This is a genomic window from Algoriphagus sp. 10J20-15, from assembly GCF_055809615.1.
In genome coordinates this window covers 261,793-279,585 of the sequence record NZ_JBVVUG010000044.1, presented here as the reverse complement: position 1 = coordinate 279,585, position 17,793 = coordinate 261,793, and the positions used below count along the sequence as shown (strand labels likewise).

The 17,793-nt window shown below is 40.0% G+C and carries 17 protein-coding genes; all 17 read right to left on the bottom strand.

The window, feature by feature from the left end; translation table 11 throughout:
- On the bottom strand, positions 1 to 282 hold a 282-nt coding region (locus AC0L6R_RS19645), incomplete at its 3' end, for a SprB repeat-containing protein (RefSeq protein WP_473272759.1).
- Positions 279 to 2,777, bottom strand: a complete 2,499-nt coding sequence (locus AC0L6R_RS19640) for a hypothetical protein (RefSeq protein WP_473272758.1) — start codon at positions 2,775 to 2,777, stop codon at positions 279 to 281. The genes AC0L6R_RS19640 and AC0L6R_RS19645, both read right to left, overlap by 4 nt.
- Complete coding sequence (locus tag AC0L6R_RS19635; protein WP_473272757.1) at positions 2,716 to 2,919, bottom strand: hypothetical protein; 204 nt, start codon at positions 2,917 to 2,919, stop codon at positions 2,716 to 2,718. Before AC0L6R_RS19635 ends, AC0L6R_RS19640 begins: the two co-directional genes overlap by 62 nt.
- Positions 2,916 to 3,335, bottom strand: a complete 420-nt coding sequence (locus AC0L6R_RS19630; RefSeq protein WP_473272756.1) for a hypothetical protein — start codon at positions 3,333 to 3,335, stop codon at positions 2,916 to 2,918. The genes AC0L6R_RS19635 and AC0L6R_RS19630 overlap by 4 nt, the downstream gene beginning before the upstream one ends.
- Complete coding sequence (locus tag AC0L6R_RS19625; RefSeq protein ID WP_473272755.1) at positions 3,323 to 3,559, bottom strand: hypothetical protein; 237 nt, start codon at positions 3,557 to 3,559, stop codon at positions 3,323 to 3,325. The genes AC0L6R_RS19630 and AC0L6R_RS19625 overlap by 13 nt, the downstream gene beginning before the upstream one ends.
- A gap of 17 nt (positions 3,560 to 3,576) precedes the next feature.
- Positions 3,577 to 4,710 (bottom strand): hypothetical protein, encoded by a 1,134-nt coding sequence (locus AC0L6R_RS19620; RefSeq protein ID WP_473272754.1) that lies wholly within the window; start codon positions 4,708 to 4,710, stop codon positions 3,577 to 3,579.
- Positions 4,711 to 4,864: 154 nt separating this feature from the next.
- Positions 4,865 to 6,601 (bottom strand): hypothetical protein, encoded by a 1,737-nt coding sequence (locus AC0L6R_RS19615; RefSeq protein ID WP_473272752.1) that lies wholly within the window; start codon positions 6,599 to 6,601, stop codon positions 4,865 to 4,867.
- Between the two features lie 348 nt (positions 6,602 to 6,949).
- On the bottom strand, positions 6,950 to 8,083 hold the full coding sequence (gene neuC, locus AC0L6R_RS19610) for a UDP-N-acetylglucosamine 2-epimerase (RefSeq protein ID WP_473272751.1): 1,134 nt from the start codon (positions 8,081 to 8,083) through the stop codon (positions 6,950 to 6,952).
- Positions 8,070 to 9,116 (bottom strand): N-acetylneuraminate synthase family protein, encoded by a 1,047-nt coding sequence (locus AC0L6R_RS19605; protein WP_473272750.1) that lies wholly within the window; start codon positions 9,114 to 9,116, stop codon positions 8,070 to 8,072. The genes neuC and AC0L6R_RS19605 overlap by 14 nt, the downstream gene beginning before the upstream one ends.
- Positions 9,117 to 9,138: 22 nt before the next feature.
- Entirely contained in the window at positions 9,139 to 10,083 is a 945-nt protein-coding gene (locus AC0L6R_RS19600) for a glycosyltransferase (protein ID WP_473272749.1), read from the bottom strand.
- Between the two features lie 34 nt (positions 10,084 to 10,117).
- Positions 10,118 to 10,387 carry a hypothetical protein gene (locus tag AC0L6R_RS19595; RefSeq protein ID WP_473272748.1) on the bottom strand — a complete coding sequence of 90 codons (270 nt, stop codon included), beginning with the start codon at positions 10,385 to 10,387 and terminating at the stop codon, positions 10,118 to 10,120.
- Positions 10,380 to 11,159 carry a hypothetical protein gene (locus tag AC0L6R_RS19590; RefSeq protein WP_473272747.1) on the bottom strand — a complete coding sequence of 260 codons (780 nt, stop codon included), beginning with the start codon at positions 11,157 to 11,159 and terminating at the stop codon, positions 10,380 to 10,382. Before AC0L6R_RS19590 ends, AC0L6R_RS19595 begins: the two co-directional genes overlap by 8 nt.
- Positions 11,160 to 11,471: 312 nt before the next feature.
- Positions 11,472 to 13,319, bottom strand: coding sequence for an asparagine synthase (glutamine-hydrolyzing) (asnB, locus tag AC0L6R_RS19585; RefSeq protein WP_473272746.1), 1,848 nt, complete (start codon positions 13,317 to 13,319; stop codon positions 11,472 to 11,474).
- A gap of 6 nt (positions 13,320 to 13,325) precedes the next feature.
- Complete coding sequence (locus tag AC0L6R_RS19580; RefSeq protein WP_473272745.1) at positions 13,326 to 14,642, bottom strand: phenylacetate--CoA ligase family protein; 1,317 nt, start codon at positions 14,640 to 14,642, stop codon at positions 13,326 to 13,328.
- A gap of 8 nt (positions 14,643 to 14,650) precedes the next feature.
- Positions 14,651 to 15,712: a glycosyltransferase gene (locus AC0L6R_RS19575; RefSeq protein ID WP_473272744.1), complete on the bottom strand. Its 1,062-nt coding sequence runs from the start codon at positions 15,710 to 15,712 to the stop codon at positions 14,651 to 14,653.
- 93 nt (positions 15,713 to 15,805) lie between these two features.
- The gene (locus AC0L6R_RS19570; protein WP_473272743.1) at positions 15,806 to 16,600 is read right to left on the bottom strand and encodes an NAD-dependent epimerase/dehydratase family protein; all 795 of its coding nucleotides are present in this window, start codon (positions 16,598 to 16,600) and stop codon (positions 15,806 to 15,808) included.
- Positions 16,597 to 17,790, bottom strand: coding sequence for a glycosyltransferase family 4 protein (locus AC0L6R_RS19565; protein ID WP_473272742.1), 1,194 nt, complete (start codon positions 17,788 to 17,790; stop codon positions 16,597 to 16,599). The genes AC0L6R_RS19570 and AC0L6R_RS19565 overlap by 4 nt, the downstream gene beginning before the upstream one ends.
- Positions 17,791 to 17,793: the final 3 nt, after the last annotated feature.

Genomic DNA, 17,793 nt, shown 5'->3' with positions numbered 1-17,793 from the left:
CTCAAAAGAGATCTGTCCATTATCCAATTCACAGGTTGGACTATCCACCAGCATGTTGATCATTTCAATTGCTGTTGCAGGGCCTTTTACTTCAATATTTTGAACTAAAACATTACAAGATTCAGAAGTAATTACTTCTACTTCATAAATTCCCGGTGCCACGTTAAATATATTTGTAGTAACGGGTGCTGCTCCGTTTAGACTGTAAGTAAAATTGCCAGATCCACCAGTAGCATTAATGATGATTTCACCATTTTCTCCAAAGCATACCTCATCTTTCACTGTGAAGGAAGCTGTAGGAATATTGTAAACAGTGACTTTGGCTTCCCCACAAAACCTGGACAGATCCCAGGTCCTGAAGCAATCACATAGAATACATGTTGGGTACTTTGTGCAGGTAAACCAGAAGCTTCCAAGGTACCTCCAGCATTTTGATTGAATACATAGCCATTAGAATCCGGCGTATTATCTGCAGGAATTGGTGAGGTCATTGCTTTGTCATAAAACCACTGATAACTCACTGGAGTTGCTGCGGGGTCAATAGTCGGAGCAAAAACCACAGATTCACCAAAGCAAATTGCTTCCTCATCTACCAGCACTTGTGTAGGGCCATCCACCAAGGTAACTTCCTCTGATATAACCTGGCAACCTTCGGCGTCAGCTACTATTAAGCTGTAGGTGCCTATAGTCAGTCCAGAAATTTCCAGATCTGGGCCTGATGTAGATTGAACTGAGAAAGGAGCACCATCTTTAATTAACTCCACTTGGTACGGAGCCCATCCCCCTGAAATCTTGGTGGAAATTTTTCCATTTGAAGCACCGCATCCTGGATCAATAGGTACTAGTGGGGTAATGGCGAGTGGAGCTGTTGGCCCTTCCACTTCCACAGATAGCACCTGAGCACAACCTGCCGGGGTAGCAATGGTAATAGAGATAAGTACCGGGGGAAAATTTCTTGCTTCTAATTCAGCTAAACTGCCAGGAGTGTCCGAATTCACCTGATAATTGTATGCAGGTAGATCTCCAGATACAAGACGTATTTTACCATTAGCATCTCCAAAACAAGTCTCAGGATCAGTCTCCAGGACAACTTGAGGTGTGTCAAAAACCTCTATAGCTATTGGAATTTCTTGCCCTGTGCAGACTACATAGAAATAATATGTGTATTGGCCGGCAGGAAGACCATCTATAAGTAATTCTGGATTGAGCCAGTCAGTTTCGTCAATGGTATAAGACACTCCTGAAATAGATGCATCAGGTCCTGTAGTAATTTCATCTTCCTGACCGGCAGATTTATACCATCTTACTTCTGTGGCAGCACTAGGCGGCATGCTAGGGTCAGGGGCTATGTGTATAGGTCTGATTTGAACTTGATTTCCAGTACAATCATCAATTGTAGGCACTAATTGGTAAACAGGATCGGAAGATTCCTCTACTACAAAGGAGAATGTATCGGTACATAAAAGTGAATCAGTGACTATCAAGAAATAAGTATCAGGAGCTAAATCAGTAGCGCCATTTTCATCTCCTGAGACTACAGTTCCTGTAGGACTGCCCTTTCTCCATTCTACGACATAGGTAGGCCACCCACCAGAAATAACTAGATTTTCTATGCTACCATTATCCAAATCACAAGAACTTCGGATGATATCAGGAGTATTGGTAGAAATAGCGGCAGAGGGCCCCTCAATTTCTACATCGTAAGTAATTTCACAGCCTATATCATTACGGACTGCAACCGTATAACTTCCTGGAGCCAAGCTAGACCAGGTAGATACTGCGGAATAAGCAGCTCCATTTAAGCTAAATTCAAAATTTCCGTTACCACCCGAAGGTGTAGATGTAATGGAACCATCAGCTGCTTGGAAGCAGGTTTCGTTTGTAGTCTCAACAACTGCCTCAATCGGAGGATATACAGTTACATCAGTTTTTTCTACAGAAGTACAAATTCCTGGTCCAGATATTTCGAGATAATAAGAATAAGTGCCTTGCGGTAAGCCTGAAATCGTCAAGTTGGCATTTGCTCCTGAGATTTGATAGGTATATCCATCCGAATCCGGAGTGGCGCTGGATGAGATAGGTTGAGCTAAAGCTGCATCCTTATACCATTTCATAGTAGGCGCAATTGGCGGAGTTGCTTGAAATACTGGATTCAAAGTAGCGTCCTGACCTTCGCAAATTTCAATCGCTAAAGGATCTATTGTTACATCAATTCCTGCATCATTTACCAAAGTGAATAAATCAGGTCTATCCAGTACACATCCATTTGCATCTACCACTGAAATAGAATAAGTGCCTGGCGCTAGGTTTTTCACCTCATAATTTTCTCCAGTTAAGCTGAATGCGTAGGTCTCAATAGGATTTCCATTGACTGTAACTTGGTATGCAGGAGTAGCTCCAGTTACATCGAATGAGAAAGATCCATTATCTGCATCACAGGTAGGGTCTGTTTTAGTTTCGTTTAGCAACTGCAATTCTGTTGGCTGATCTACCACCACAGTAAATTGATTATTGCAAGGTGCTCCAGCTTCCTGTGCGGTAATAGTATATGAACCAGCAGGTATATCAACAAAATTACCTGTGGCATTACTGATACCAAGTTCCTCTAGGGTATAGGTCATATTGGTAGAAGGATCACTCGAAATCAGATTGATCTTTCCATCATTTCCAATAAAACATGAGGTTGGCTCGGACTCAAAAACAACCTCAGGCAGTTTAAGCACAGATACTTTGGCAGGAATTGGGTTTTTCAGGACAAACCAAGTCACCGGTAACATTCAAATAATAAGTATATGGAGAACTGGTATTGCTTAAGCCAGCGATCTGAAGATTGTCACCAACTAGGGTATGTGTGGCTCCATTGATCGAATCCCCGTCGGAAATGCTAATGTATGAACCGGCATTTGCTGCGATCTTCATTGGGCAGGAAGATATCTGGTGCTGGATCCAGCTTGATCTATTATTACAGGAGTTAACGTTGCGAAAGCATCATTTTCACAGAGTACCACATCGGCAGTTTCAAAAACAGGAATCGGTTGAGCCAGCAAATCAATGCTGAGCTGAGCTGGACAAGAATTAGCATCCTGAACGGTAATAGTATGAATACCAGGAGCTAGGTTGGAAATTGTAAAATCATTGGTTGCATTGACCAAAAGATCAGCGCCCAAGGATGCGATTGGATTTCCATCTAAGGTAATCTGATATTCTCCTGCGGCATTTGGAGTACCTCCTGTAACTGTAAAACTCCACACACCATTAGAATTAGCACAGGTTGGGTCTGTGCTATCAGTGGTCTGTACAAGTAATTCGGTTGGTTCAGTGATCAGCAAGTCCATCCTTTCCTAGTGCTACATCCTTCAGCATTCTGAATGGTGAGTTGGTAAGTGCCTGGAATTAAGTTTTCAAAGAGACCATTATTTGAGGAAAAAGGTATGTAAACCCCATTATCACCCTGAAGGCTAAATTGAAAATCAGAAAGGTTACCTGAAGGAATTGCCGCTTGGATAGTCCCATTTCCAGCATTGAAACATGAAACCATTGTTAATACTGGATCACTCATTTCCGGTCCAAAGTTCACTAAGACCTCTGCTCAGGTAAGTAACTGGTGTCGCAAACCTTAGGTCCGGTCACCTGGAGGTAATAAGTATAGGGCGTAGCTGAGGCAGCCAGACCTGAAACACTCATGGAATTGGTAGCTGCATCTATGGAGAAACGTCCCCCATCAAAATTCGAACTTGCGGTAATTGGAGTGTACCCTCCTGCCCCATCCGTGGCAAACCAGCTATAGGAAGGAACTGCAGTAGAAAGTGTGATTGTTTGGGCTTGAACTGTAGCAGTTTGCCCTTCACATATTTCGTCATTGGTCACGGAAAATTCCGATGGTTCTTCATAAGGAACATCTATAGAGATACTGGTTTGACAGCCTTTTTCATCTACAACCTCAATTAAATAAGTCTGGCCTGCCAATCCAGATACAGTATAGGTACTACTATTTGGTCCAGATTGAACATAAGTAAATGTATTGATATCCTGACCAGCGATTGTAATTAAATAATCGGGATTACCTCCTGTCAAAGTGAATTCCAACTCTCCATTCTGCAGGTCACAATATTCGGCTGATTTTGATACTTCCAGGAGAATAAGGCTTTCATCCGGCCCGTCAATTGTAATTTCAGAGGTAAAAGAATTACAAATTGGGCTAGACGAAGTTGCATATACTTCATAATTACCTTTATTCAATCCAGTGAAATTCCCAGTAGCATTAGTTTGAATCTGATTGCCATTTTCATCTAACAAATAATAGGATATCGATCCAGATGGGTTATTCACCGAAGCCTGAATAGATCCGGATCCATCTAGGCACCAGTCATCTTGTACTTTTATTGCCGTAAAATCAATAGGTGGATAAACTTTTACCCTTGCAGCTGCTTCTACATCGCCCAAAAATGGACAAAAACTGCCACTTGGATTAACCTCGTTTTTAGCTTCCACATAAAAGATGTAATCCTTTGGGGTGGCACCATTTGAAATCAATCCAGAAACAGTCAAGACGCGATCTGATGCAATAGAAAAGGTCACATCAACCCCATCAATATTTATTATTTGACCATCCAGAATTACTCCGCCGGATTTATCTGGAGTTAGGTACCAATTAAATTTTGCTCCTGAATCATCCCCATATATTGGCGGAATAATTGGATTAAAGGACACCTCATTTCCTTTTCACAAATGATTTGATCATTTAATTCAAGATCAACGGGTGTTCCTTTTTCTTGAGTAACAGTGACGTCTATTGGTATACTACAACCTCCCAAATCGGAAGGATTCCAAACTTGAAGTGTATAAGTCCCTACATTAATTCCCGTCAATGAAAAAGTAGCTTCTCCATTAGAAATTGGGGTGACGCTTGCACCCTGCTTCCAATAGAAGTACCTTCATAAAACCATTCATAATCAAATCCATTTGCTAAATCACCAACGATAAGATCATCAATCGAACCATCTGATTGACCATCACATGTAGGATAATCAATTACCTCGTCCTGAATCTTTACTGGGTATGGATTTGAAATAATGGTAATAGTTTTAGCATAGGATAAAATGCCATAATTATCCAATACCTGATAATATGCCTGGGCAGTACCTATAAATCCAGGCTCAGGAACAAAGCGAATACTTGCTGCGTATTTTTCATCTTCAAAATTATCTGAAGTCAATTGTTCAAGCTCTACATAAAAAGTCCCTTTACCGGGAATTGTAAGCGTGCTTTTTGTTGGATAGCATTTTTCGATACAAACATTTGAAAGACCACAATTAGATAAAGAAGGATCTCCTCCTGCGGGAGGGGTGTTATCAGGATCGCCTGGGTCTGAATCAAAAAGTTGAACACACCTTAAAAATGAGTTTAAGCTTGTCATTTCAACATCAAATTCAAACAAACGCTCCTCGCCCACGCAAACTTCTGATTCTAAGTTTTCAATTTCCGGAAGGGGGATATTTGCATAATCGGAAACTTCGGCAGTTACATTTCTAATCTGGTGAAAATTAGTGTTTGGTGTTCCAGTAGAGGCAGCAAACCCTATTTTTAAATTTTTTGGAGCAGGGAAATTGTAAGGAACATTTTGAAAAATATTTTCCAATCTTAATGTTCCCCCATTATTGACAAGCATGTCGACTGTTACCAAATAATCTCCATTACCTACCGGAGCAAGGTCAATAAAAACCTTTCTATAACCATCTTGAGAGCATAATTCAGCTTTATTAATTGACCCTATTTTAAATCTGCGGGCTAAAAACTCTAAAGGAGGCAATGTTTCAAACAAATAGTAATTTGAAGGGATAGGATCTGTATACACCAGAGGTTGTTCTTCATTTAGAAAACTTCTGCTGTACGTTCTTTTTCCATCAATAAATTGATAATTGGCAGATTCTGGTCCTCTTATGGCTATACTGTTATAATATTGTCTTTCATCCGGCACGGGTCCGTACCCAATTGTAGAAGGGTCTTTAAACCCACCAAATCTACCTTCGAATTCATTACCCCAATTTCTAAAGGCGTCAAAACCAATTCCTATATAACCTCCCTTTAAGCCAGGCTGGTCAGGTATTGGTGTCAAATTTGCATTTCTCCTCCATGGGGCATAACCTAATGATCCTCCTAGCCCACCAATTTGAAAATTTGAAGGCCCTATATCTCCGTCAAACATGAAAAAACTAATCCCGTCAGCAAATGCCGGAGGATTAATACCTCCGTAGGCAAAATATTCAAAGGAAACTTTAATTCCATATGCTGAGGAAAATGGTAAATCAACAAAGACATATCCTCTTTGATCCGTAGTATTATCTGTCAATTGTAAAAACCCATCCCCTTCTCCGTCTATTCCTGCGGCGGCTGTCAAAAAAGCATCTTGTGGAGTACCGTCAAAAATTGTATTTGCTCTGGTAGTCGAATTTGTAAATGGCTCACAATAGGGAAAGCCATCTCTCGGTATAATAACTACTTGAGAAAAGCCTGAAAAAGTTAATGCCAAGAAAAACACCAACAGTAAAAAAACTTTGGCACAGTCAACTATCGCTTTGCTTTTCGGACTGCAAAAACTCATATAGTATTGATTATGAATCAAATGGTAGATATGATCTATAGTAGTAGAACGGCTAATTTTAATCAAAGCACTGAGCAACAATCATTCCATCCCAACCAGGGCTTCAGCAGTAGATTTCTGATTGAGGTGTGAAAAGATTATACAGTCAAATCAACTCGACGCTTTCTTAACTCAAAGAAAGGGAATTTTGAGGCCAATGTTTAGCTTTCTATTGTTCTTTTTTGGATTGTATATCTTGAAAAAATCAAAGTTTGGTAGGTTCAAGGAAGAAATAAATCTTTAGGAAATAAAAAAAGCCTCCCATGGAGGCTCTATGCTTATTCTTTGCGGACTTTCGGGAAAATCATCTTATTTCATCCAGTCGATAAATCTTTTTTGCTTGGATAAAGTCCAAAAATCGGGGTTTCTCAAGGATTCCATAAATAGTAGGTCGCTTCTTCCATCTCCAAATAAATCCTCTTTTTCGAAATTGCAATCTTTAGTCTTTGCTATAGCATCTATTATCTCAGCTTTAGCATAGCCACAATTAATAATATCCTGATGCAATGCGCGATTTTGTTGGCGCGTCCCAATATTTACTACCGGAATACCGTAATAAGGAGCTTCTCTGATTCCAGCGCTTGAGTTACCTACCATAAATTTGGCTTTTTTCAGCAAAGTGAGAAAGTATTCAAAACGAATGGATGGAAATACTTTGAACTGCTCCGAATCTCCCAATCTCGTATATTCTTTCAGTATAAATGAAGAACCTAAATCATTGTTTGGAAAGATTACCACCATATTTTGATTTGACTCTATGATAGCATCCACAAATTCCTTTGCGTATTTCGCCATGGCATCCACCTCTGTAGTTACTGGATGGAACATTGCCAATCCATAGCTATCAAAAGGGATTTCATAATAGGCCTTCACTTTGGCTATATCGGGAAGATTTGAGGAAAGCATAAGGTCTACATCCGGAGAACCTATTACCAATATGGAGGAGTCCTGCTCCCCCATTTGTACGAGTCTATCCTTGGCCCTTTGGTTGGAAACAAAATGTATGTGACTCATCTTGGACACTGCATGTCTGATGAGTTCGTCGATGGTTCCGGAAACTTCCCCTCCCTCAATATGAGCAACCAAAATATTATTAAGCGCACCGACAATAGCACCTGCCATGGCTTCTATTCTATCCCCATGAATTACAATCAAATCAGGACTTAAACTGCGGACATAATTGCTGAATCCTTCCACGGTTTTAGCCAAACTTAGATCCATGGTTTGCTCATGAGTATGGTTGACAAAGGGGTAGATATTATCATACCCACACTTTTCAACCTCCTTCAAGGTGTAGCCATATTCAGGTAACATGTGCATTCCTGTCACAAAAATATGCACCTCGAAACCCGGCTCTTGTCGGGTAATCTCAATGAGAGACTTCAGTTTCCCGAAATCCGCCCTAGTACCCGTAAGAAATACTATTTTCTTATTTCCCGACATTCTCCCAAACAACCTGAGTATCCACTTCTATATTTGAATTGGCTGTTTTGCCTAGAACCTCGTCATAAAACTCAGCTAAAATACCGCCCTTACCAGGTTCTTTTACCCAGATATTGTCCTTGGTGAACAGCTCGCCAGCTTTGACTGGCTTGATTGTGCAAATGGTAGCAAAAGCAAAATCTATGGTAACTTTTTCTTCTTCTGCAGGACCTTTGGTGCCTCCTCTTTGGAGTTGAAGCATTTTGGAACCTTCAATTAATTCCTTACAGGCAGCCTCATCCATAGAACAAATGATATCTGGTCCAGGCCTATCCATGGTATCTGTAAAATGCCTTTCCAAAATGGATGCTCCCAATGCTACAGCTCCAAAACAAGCGTGATTACTTAGCGTGTGGTCACTCAACCCTACCACTGCTCTTGGGAATGCTTGCTGAACTTCCACCATCGCACCTAATCTTACCAAGTGATTTGGAGTTGGATAAAGATTCGTGGTATGTAGTAAAGCATAAGGGACTTGATGCTTTTCCAAAATTGCCACTGCCTTTCGAATACTTTCAATGGTATTCATGCCAGTACTCATAATGATAGGCTTTCCAAAGGATGCAATATGCTCGAGCAGGGGGTAGTTGTTACACTCTCCAGAGCCAATTTTGAAGGCTGGCACATCCCATTTGATTAAGCGGTCTGCAGCAGCTCTACTAAAGGGCGTACTGATAAAAATCATACCCTTTGACTCTACATATTTTTTCAATGCAAGTTCGTCTGCCTCATTCAGGGCGCAGCGTTCCATGATTTCATAGATGCTTACTTTCGCATTACCAGGGATGGTTTTCTTGGCAGATCCTGACATCTCATCTTCCACTATATGTGTTTGATGTTTGACCATTTCTGCACCAGCTCTGTGAGCTGCATCTACCATTTCCTTTGCTACAGCAAGAGAACCTTCATGGTTGATCCCAATTTCAGCAATGACTAAAGGAGGAAAGTCATAGCCGATCTTTCTTCCACTAATTTCAAAAAAGGTATGTGGCATTGTACTATTTACGGTTTATGAGTTATGATATTTTTCTAATGATATATTGAGCCTGGCTTTCAGGGGTACAGTACGATTCAAAATAGGCTTTTCCCCCATTTGCAATCTTTTTGTGATAGTCCGGGTTTTTAACCAAATATTTCAGAAATTCCTCCACAGCATCTGTATTTTCTATCATGTGGATTTCCTTCTGATGCGCTGGGGCGATTGGCAATTCTATATACCAAGGCAAAGAAAGTATAAAAGCTCCACGATTCAAGCATTCCGCTACTCGCCAACTAATGGCTCCCAAAACAGCCGGATTATTAAAAACTACCAATGACTGGGCTGACTTCTCTGAAAACTCATCTGCGGAAAATCTTCTTTCTGCCAATACGGCATCGAAACCTAGATTATCCCCATCGGTTCGAGGAATCATTCCCCCTTCAAAATCTATTTCAGGTATATTTTTACAAGCCTGGATAAAATCCGCTCTGGTTTGATTTGCCCAGGCTTCTTTCTTCCAAATAGAACCGGCAAAGAAAACGTAGGATTTAAATAAATATTTCAGTTGAAAATCTTTGTAAGTAGGTCTTCTTTTCAGGGTATAGGCTTCTTTCAGGGCATTTTTTGCTCCTAAAGAAATCCAGTTTGTGCCGAAAGTTTTTAGATATAAACCTAGCTCATTGATTGGATAGTGGGGGAAAAGCGGGAGAACCTTAGCTTGCTGATAGCTAGTATTATCCAGGAGTTTATTCGTAGCAAAGTAATAATCAACCTTATCATAGATTTCTTGCTTCACACCCATAGGGTCGTCATTATCTATACAAACACGTTTGCCATTATATTCAAAAATCAAGAATGGCATTCCGTTCCAAGGACTGAATTCAGCTGCGGGTTGGAAAGAGAGTTTCGAGATCAAGCTAAACCCTCTCAGGTAATAGCCGCAATAATAATTGGGTATGTTTAAGATTTTAATGGTATCCATGATAATGGGAAAACTCAGTAGTTTTAAAGGGTTTTCAACCTTTTTCGTGAGTTAAAGCGTTCATTTTTAATGCTAGGTACTTTAGGCTTCCTTCGAGGACAAATGCTTCTTTCCAGATTTCCCTAGCCCTGATTTGACAGGCAATTAATTGCTCGGTAGACTTTGTAGCCAAAAATCGCCGAATATAGTCGCCAGTCTTAAATCTTTCTTCATAAGGCACTTTCAGAACGACATCAGAATAATCGATAAGGCCTTCAAATGGCAATTCAGAGTCAGTCACAATCTCAATTGGAATTCTACCCATAGCCAGCGTTTGAAAAAACCGAACCGAATAATTCCCGGATCCTCTGAGGCAAAGTGTGAATAGGTTTGACTCTATATTCTCGAAAAAACTCCTGCTCGATTTGAACGGAATCCTGAGTAGTTTTTGCGCCGCCCTTATACTTTTGTCTAAGTAGAAAATTGCATTTGATACCACTGAAATAGCTGAGGTATCTTAAAATTGAGGCTCTTTCAAACACCGGAAGAAAGAATGGAAAATATGCGTGAGGTGATTCGCCTGAGAGCATTTTGGACCTTAACTTTTTCATTGTGAAAAAGTCTTTTGCCAGCTTCAGCAGGTGAAAACTCGCTTGTCCACAAAAGCCTATAGAGTAATTTTTTTCAGATGAAATAGGTTTCCAATCTCCATTAAACCATCTTTCTACGGGGTCATAGGCAAGGAGTGCCGGATAAGAAATTTGATTTTCTTTACTTGCGTAAGAGCCTGGGGTAAAGATCTTGGCATTCTTCAGTTTGGGATCAACAATAAAATCAGAATTTGAAAAAAGTGCAATTGGCTTGTTGTGTACCAAAGCCAAAGCTTCAACCTCTTGATAAAATCCTTTCCCTTCTGCTGACACCATTGAAGTGGTAAAAGCGGGAATAATTATCCAATCAGCATCCTGAGGATTTTGAACCAACTTAAAATAAGGTTTTGCTACCTCGGAAATTGAGATCTGCTGCCCAGTCTTCTTAAAGATTTCAAAAAAGATTCTCTCTCCAAAATCAAAATTTGGAACAAATAATTTCTGCATTAATTGGACAGCTTTGCTTTCAATTGATTTTTCAAATTGCACCCTTTATACTATAGTGTATTAGGAGAGATAAATCTCAGAATATTTATCAAAAATAGACTATTAAGTATGTTTGCGGGGAAAGACCTACCATACAATGTTTTACAACATTGAAATGCGGGTGTAGAATTTACCTCCCCAATGCCAAGGTTCAGGAGGGACTGAATTGCATAAAAGGCTTGCATATTGTCGCGGAAAAGCTTTTAACTATTGAAGAAGATATTTCAAATCCTCCTACCTATTAAGTTTTTAGGGAAGTAAGAAACTTGAAAGCTAGTCACCAAAATTTTCTTTGTACCAGAGCGATAAGAAGAAAAGCTGTCTGATCATTCCATAATTCTTGGATTGATCTTTCATGAAATCCTCTTTAATCTTTTTGATGTTTAGTTTTTCAAACAACTCCACTTGGAATAATGGACTTTTCTCCATGTTTTCAAAATGTTGCCTGAATTCGTCCTGCTTAAGGAAATATACATCCCAGGGTACTGAAAGCCCTATTTTCGGATGCTTAGTAATGTAATCCGGGAGATTTTTTCCGATGGAATTAAACAACAACTTTTTGCCTTTACCTTCAGTATCAAAATAAGCATCCGGCAAACTGGCTGTGCCAATGACTAAATTAGGATCGAGAAAAGGATCTCTACACTCAATAGAAGCCCCCATCGTAGTACGGTCATTTCTATCGTTTAGGGTAAATAAATGAGTGTGCTGCTCTAGGTAAAGAAGTTGCCTTAATTTATTTTTAGGATAGAGTGATTTGGCCTCCTCCAGTACCTGCTCTCTATAAGGTACAGTCAAAGAAGCCGACCTACCCATTAATTGGTTGAATTCAGTTTTAAAGATCTCGTTTGAATTGCTCATCATTTGAAGATCCTCATTGGGATCTGACAGATAACGCTGCATCTTTTTTAGTCGATCTGTTTTTAGATATCTGGTAGGAACATATCGCAGACTTTGCAGGAGTTGGTATCTCCAAGCTTTATCATGCACCTTGTATCTCACATAACCTCCAAGCACTTCATCTGCTCCTTCCCCACTCAATAAAACAGAAACCTTCTCTTTTGCATATCTAGCTATTCCTAGTAGATGTCCATCCTGCAAATGCATCAGCGGCTCATCATGATTTCGGATCGCCTCGGTCACCAGGCCCATCAATTCCTCTCCTTTAAATTCCTTGGTATGGAAATCCACGTCTAGGTCCTTTGAGAATTGGGCAGCAACAGTTGATTCATCGTGCTGATAGTTTTGGAAAGAAATATTCCAGGAACTTAGTCCTTGATAGCCTTGATTAACCTGACTATAAAGTACTGAACTGGAGTCCAAACCGCCGCTTAAAAGAGTCCCAACGGCTACATCTGAAATCATTCTGTAGCGGATAGACTGATTAAAAGTGCTTTCAAACCATTCAAGAGGCTCTTTTACAGCCTCATAATTTTGGGCAGCATCTTTCAGATTAAACCATCGTTGTTCTTCCAGAATTTTTCCTGTGGTAGAAAGCTTGATGTAATGCCCAGGAAGTAATCTTTTCACTCCCGCAAATACTGTATTTTCTCCACTCACATATCGGTAGAAGAACAGTTCGCCTAGCGCATCTTCTTCTAATCGCTTAGGATACCCTGCTTTGAAAACTGCTTTGGCTTCTGAAGCAAAGGCAAAAAGCTCCGAATTATGAGCATAGAAAAGTGGTTTCACTCCAAACCTATCCCGAACTAAGGTGATTTCGCCAGTTTCCCTATCTAAGAAAGAGAAGGCGAAAAACCCATTTAATTTATCCAATACTTTTAGGCCATAAAGAATTAATAAATGCATCAATACCTCGGTATCTGAGGTGGATTTTAGATTTATACCTTCTTCTTCTAACTCCTTGTAGAATTCTTTGAAATTGAAAATCTCCCCATTGAAGACTAAAATAAACCTTCCGCAAGGTGAAAAATACGGTTGGTTTCCTGCCTCTGACAAATCCAAAATAGAAAGTCTGCGGTGAACAAAACCCACATTTCCTTTAGCGTAAATCCCTCCCGCGTCCGGGCCTCTATGCCTAATACTTTCTCCTATTTGAAGTAATAGGGACTCCTCTACTTGCTTGTCGGATTTATAAATAATACCTGCTATTCCGCACATGGTTTATTAAATGGGGTTTGATTTGGTTTCCTCAATATGTGAGATAAAATCCTTTAGTTTTCCTTTCTTTTGCCTGAAATCATGGTTTTCTATGAGTTCCAGTTCTATGTCGTGGAAGTACTTTTTGGACTCGCTAAGAATAAGATTTTCCAGAGCTGGTGTAACTGGCTCTTTAAGCCAAATCTGGAGTTTTCCAGGCTCAAACTGATGTGCTTGGAAATCTATCTTTCTATCCTTATTGAAGTAAATATTTTTGAAAATATAGTATAGGGTGAGGCTAGGATAGTTTTGACTTATTCCTTGAATTTTCTTACCTATCCTTCCGGTCACTTCTTTGATTACGGGATGTGCCATACCGCAAGGGCATACACATCCCGGTTCTGCCAATTCGATTTGATCTCCTAGTTTATACCTGATTGAGGGGAAAGAGTAACTATGAAGATTGGTGACCAAAATCCCTCCATCTGATGGATCCTGCTCTACATAGACGCCTTCCATATTGATGTGCATACTACCTTGAGGACATTCAAAAGCTATAATACCCGACTCCGTGGAGCCATACTCATTGGCAATAGACATGCCGTAAACTTGCTTTGAAATGGGCTGGTAATGTGGAAAAACCTTCTCAGAAGTACCCTTTACCAATTTCAATTCTTTAAAATCCAAGTTCTGCTTTTCCATTAAGTTGGCAAGCTCGTAGATCATGCTGCTGTACCCTTCGATAATCTGAACTTTGGAAAGCTTAGGAAGCAATTTCTTGAGTTTATCAGGATCGTAGTCAAATATTCTAAATCTATTGACTAGAAAATCCATGACAGAGAGTTTGATTCGTTTGAACCTGGCCGTATTATAGCCCCAGAAATAGAGTTTTCTATCCCAAGGAGTAGCTCCAAACCAGGAATATCCTCTCCAGATACTGGCTCTATTAAATGAATCCCAAGATTCATTCCTATGAAAAGTGAGTATTTCACCAGAAGTTCCTGAGGTTTCTACAAAAAAGCGTTTTTTAAAATCCTCTGCAGGGGTATGTATCTGCTCGTTACTGTCTATGAGATCTCTTTTAGTAGTGATGGGTATTGCCTGAAAAGCTTTAATAGACCAATTATTAACCGGATCAAAGCTGCTCTCTCTGAATAAACGCTTGTAAAAAGGAGATTTTTCAGAGACATATACGCAAAGTTCTTGTAGCCGCCTTTCGTTCATTTGGACCAGCTCAGCCCGAGACAGTTTTTCTGAGATTTTGAGGTCCCGGTAATGTGCGAAGATTGAAGGATTTCTCCTTTTTGCCCCAAATGTGAAAAGTGCTTTGTGAATGTTGCTCATTAGAAAAGTTAATTAACCTGCTCCAATAAACTTAAATAGCGAGAATAAATCTTTTTCATATTGGTAGCCAGATTGACATTTGACTCTATGTACCTTCTGTTTTGATTGATCGCAGGATAGAATTTATCTGAACTAGACAAAAAGGATTGAATTGCTCCGGCTAAAGCAACAGCATCATTTGTAGGTATTAAATAACCATTATCTCCATCCCTTATAAATGCTTTAGTCCCTGGCAACTCTGTCACAATAGGAAAACATCCAGAAGCCATTGCTTCAAATAAGGAGGCGGAAACGCCTTCAGTTTCGGGAACTGAGATGTATATAGAGGATTCCTGCAATAACTGCGGGAGGTCTTCATTCGGGATTCTTCCTACAAAGGTGACCAGATTTTCAACTTGCAATTCTTTCACCTTGTTCATCAGAAAATCTTTTCTAGGCCCATCCCCTACGATAGTGAGTTGAATTTGGGAATCTGCCAGATTAAGAATAGAGATAGCATCAATAATCACTTCATGATGATAAACATCTGAGAGCGATCTAGTGACAATTGCTTTAGCTTGAATATTTCTGGTAAAAGGGTCTTTGAATCCGTAAAAATCCAGATCTAAGCCCTTTGGTATCACCATGATTTTTTTCAGGTCAGCCTCAGCCTTAACCATTGCAGGTACCATTACTTCGCCCCAAGCATGGATTAAATCAACCTCCTTATACACCTTCTTTTTAAGCAAGCGCTTATAAAAACCTGAAAAGCCAGTTTCAGGAAATGCATCAGTGATCCCTTGCTGGGCGACAATATGAACTTTTGCATTGACAAACAAAGAGAAAAAGCCGTAGCTAGTGGCTCTTTCGGCAAGCACAAAATCATATTTGGTTTTGAAATTCAGCAGAATAAGATCCAGTCCAAATTGCAAAAACTTAAAGATCCTTCCAATTCTGGAAGAAGCTCCCATAACCTCCATAGTGTCTACTTTTTGCCCTGACTCCTTTTCTATTCCTTTGATCCAGGTTTGGGCATCAGCGCGATAAGTTTCGCCGAGAAAAAGAATTTTTGGTTTGAATGAGTTTTCCAATTAGTTAGTCGAGGTCTAGATTTCCAATGACATGGGAAGGATTCCAACGTAAGATCTCCCTAGCTTGTTGATCTTTAAAAGTCAGGGCTTGATTTAATTTGTCGAGGCGGTACGAATTGATTGGAAAAAGGGAAAGATATCCCCTACTTTGGATAAAATATGCAAAATAGACAAGGGCAAAGCTTTTACAGATTTGCCAAATTCTTTGGCTAAGTATTGATCCAATTCCCTGATGCTAGGATGGGCTCCATCTGTAAGATTAAAAACCCCACTCTTCCCTATTAGGGTAGGAACTAGCCGGGCGACATCTGAGGCTAGCACCATAGATTTTCTGGCTTCTCCCTTACCTACTCTGAAGTAGAACCCCTTTTTTATAAACTTGATCATAGCCCCCAGATTTCCGGGGGTATTTGCACCACCGGCAATCAATGGTAGGCGCAGGATTACTAAGTCAACATGATTTGTATTAGCCCAAAGTTGAATTTCCTTCTCAGCTTTCAATTTACTCACAGCATAAGGAGTACTGGCTTTAGTTTCCGTATTTTCAGAAATATCGGTTCCTGATTCCAACCCGTAAACTGCCACTGTACTTATAAAGACAAAGGACTTTGGAAGGCTTTTCGAATTGGAAAGACCTTGCAAGAGGTTTTTGGTTCCTTGCAGATTAACCTTGAAAAACTGCGCAGATTCTGCTTCTGACTTAGGAACTATATGTGCGTGGCCCGCTGCATGTACTACCATATCTACTTCTGGAAGAACGGGTATTTCATGAGAGAGATCACAGGAAATACTATTTTCATTAGATTTTCCTAAAGTAATTGCCTTTTCAAGTTCTTTAAGCAAATAAGATCCTAAAAAACCACTGGCTCCAGTGAGTAAATATCTCATAGAATTTGCTCCATTTTACTAAGTAATTTAGAAGAGAGAACATCCCTACTAAACTGAGTTTGGGCAAGTTTCATTGCTTCTATCCCCATTTTTTTCGTCAGTTCCGGGTCCGCGGCTATTGCTTCTATTGCTGAAGCCATGGTCCTAGGGTCTTTAGGGTCCACATTGATACCAGCTCCATGCTCGTCAATTAACCTGGCTATCCAGCCTCTTGTCGATTGGATAACTGGAATACCGGCAGCAAAGGAATCAAAAAGTTTATTTGGGGAATTGGTATGAAGTACTGGGATATCCTTGAAGGTCACAAAACTTGCATGCATCAGATGAAACCATTTGATCAATTCTCTTTTGGGCTTTAGACCCAAAAAGAATAGTTTTTCACCCAAACCATATTGAGCCATTAAGTCCTGTAAATGAGATTTTTCAGCTCCATCTCCTATAAAGAAAACCCGGACGCTCTCATTTTTCACCAGGTTTAAACCATGGATTATTTGCTCGCATTCATCCATAAACCCCAATGATCCTGCATAGATGAAATTTACTGTGTCCTTCCATTCTGGTCTGAAATCCACCGGGACACCTTCATTAATCGCAAAAAGGGAAACGTCTGAAGAATTAGGAATTACTATAGTCTCACACCTAGGATTCACTTCTTTCACACCTTGCTCCATTCCTTCAGAAAGAGCGACCACCAGGTCTGAGTTACTATAAATAAGTTTTTCAAAAGACAGGGCTACTTGTTGGGCAAGTTTGTTGTTTAACTTTCCAAGTTCTATACCTCCTTTAGGCCATAAATCCCGTACCTCAAAAACAAACTTCTTGGAGCGAAACCATTTTGAAAGTAAGCCTGGCAAGGCAGTAGTAATTGGTCCAGAACTGGAAATCACCAGATCATGCGGCTCTGACAAAGCAAAATATTTGGAGACTGTGGCAAACTTCAAGGCATTGATGGCTCTCTTGATAAAAGAGTCTTTATTTGAATCCGGAGCATCGATGACAATCAATTTGATTCCTTCAATTTCTTGTCTGGATATAAATCCATTTGCCTTTATATCAGATTTATAATAAGGTGCCGTAACAATGGTAACCTCATTTCCAGCAGCAACCCATCGCTTGGCAAATTCATAATATCTCGTGCTCCAGCCACCATTTGGGGTTCCGAAGTATTGGTAAAAAATTAAAATTTTCATGAT

Excerpts from the sequence above, each read along its gene's own strand:
- AC0L6R_RS19570 (WP_473272743.1), bottom strand. The coding sequence starts at position 16,600 with ATGAGATATTTACTCACTGGAGCCAGTGGTTTTTTAGGATCTTATTTG.
- neuC (WP_473272751.1), bottom strand. The coding sequence starts at position 8,083 with ATGTCGGGAAATAAGAAAATAGTATTTCTTACGGGTACTAGGGCGGAT.
- AC0L6R_RS19590 (WP_473272747.1), bottom strand. The coding sequence starts at position 11,159 with ATGCAGAAATTATTTGTTCCAAATTTTGATTTTGGAGAGAGAATCTTT.
- AC0L6R_RS19640 (WP_473272758.1), bottom strand. The coding sequence starts at position 2,777 with ATGTTACCGGTGACTTGGTTTGTCCTGAAAAACCCAATTCCTGCCAAA.
- AC0L6R_RS19635 (WP_473272757.1), bottom strand. The coding sequence starts at position 2,919 with ATGAAGATCGCAGCAAATGCCGGTTCATACATTAGCATTTCCGACGGG.
- asnB (WP_473272746.1), bottom strand. The coding sequence starts at position 13,319 with ATGTGCGGAATAGCAGGTATTATTTATAAATCCGACAAGCAAGTAGAG.
- AC0L6R_RS19625 (WP_473272755.1), bottom strand. The coding sequence starts at position 3,559 with ATGAGTGATCCAGTATTAACAATGGTTTCATGTTTCAATGCTGGAAAT.
- AC0L6R_RS19595 (WP_473272748.1), bottom strand. The coding sequence starts at position 10,387 with ATGGGTAGAATTCCAATTGAGATTGTGACTGACTCTGAATTGCCATTT.
- AC0L6R_RS19600 (WP_473272749.1), bottom strand. The coding sequence starts at position 10,083 with ATGGATACCATTAAAATCTTAAACATACCCAATTATTATTGCGGCTAT.
- AC0L6R_RS19565 (WP_473272742.1), bottom strand. The coding sequence starts at position 17,790 with ATGAAAATTTTAATTTTTTACCAATACTTCGGAACCCCAAATGGTGGC.
- AC0L6R_RS19615 (WP_473272752.1), bottom strand. The coding sequence starts at position 6,601 with ATGAGTTTTTGCAGTCCGAAAAGCAAAGCGATAGTTGACTGTGCCAAA.
- AC0L6R_RS19580 (WP_473272745.1), bottom strand. The coding sequence starts at position 14,642 with ATGAGCAACATTCACAAAGCACTTTTCACATTTGGGGCAAAAAGGAGA.
- AC0L6R_RS19605 (WP_473272750.1), bottom strand. The coding sequence starts at position 9,116 with ATGCCACATACCTTTTTTGAAATTAGTGGAAGAAAGATCGGCTATGAC.
- AC0L6R_RS19630 (WP_473272756.1), bottom strand. The coding sequence starts at position 3,335 with ATGGACTTGCTGATCACTGAACCAACCGAATTACTTGTACAGACCACT.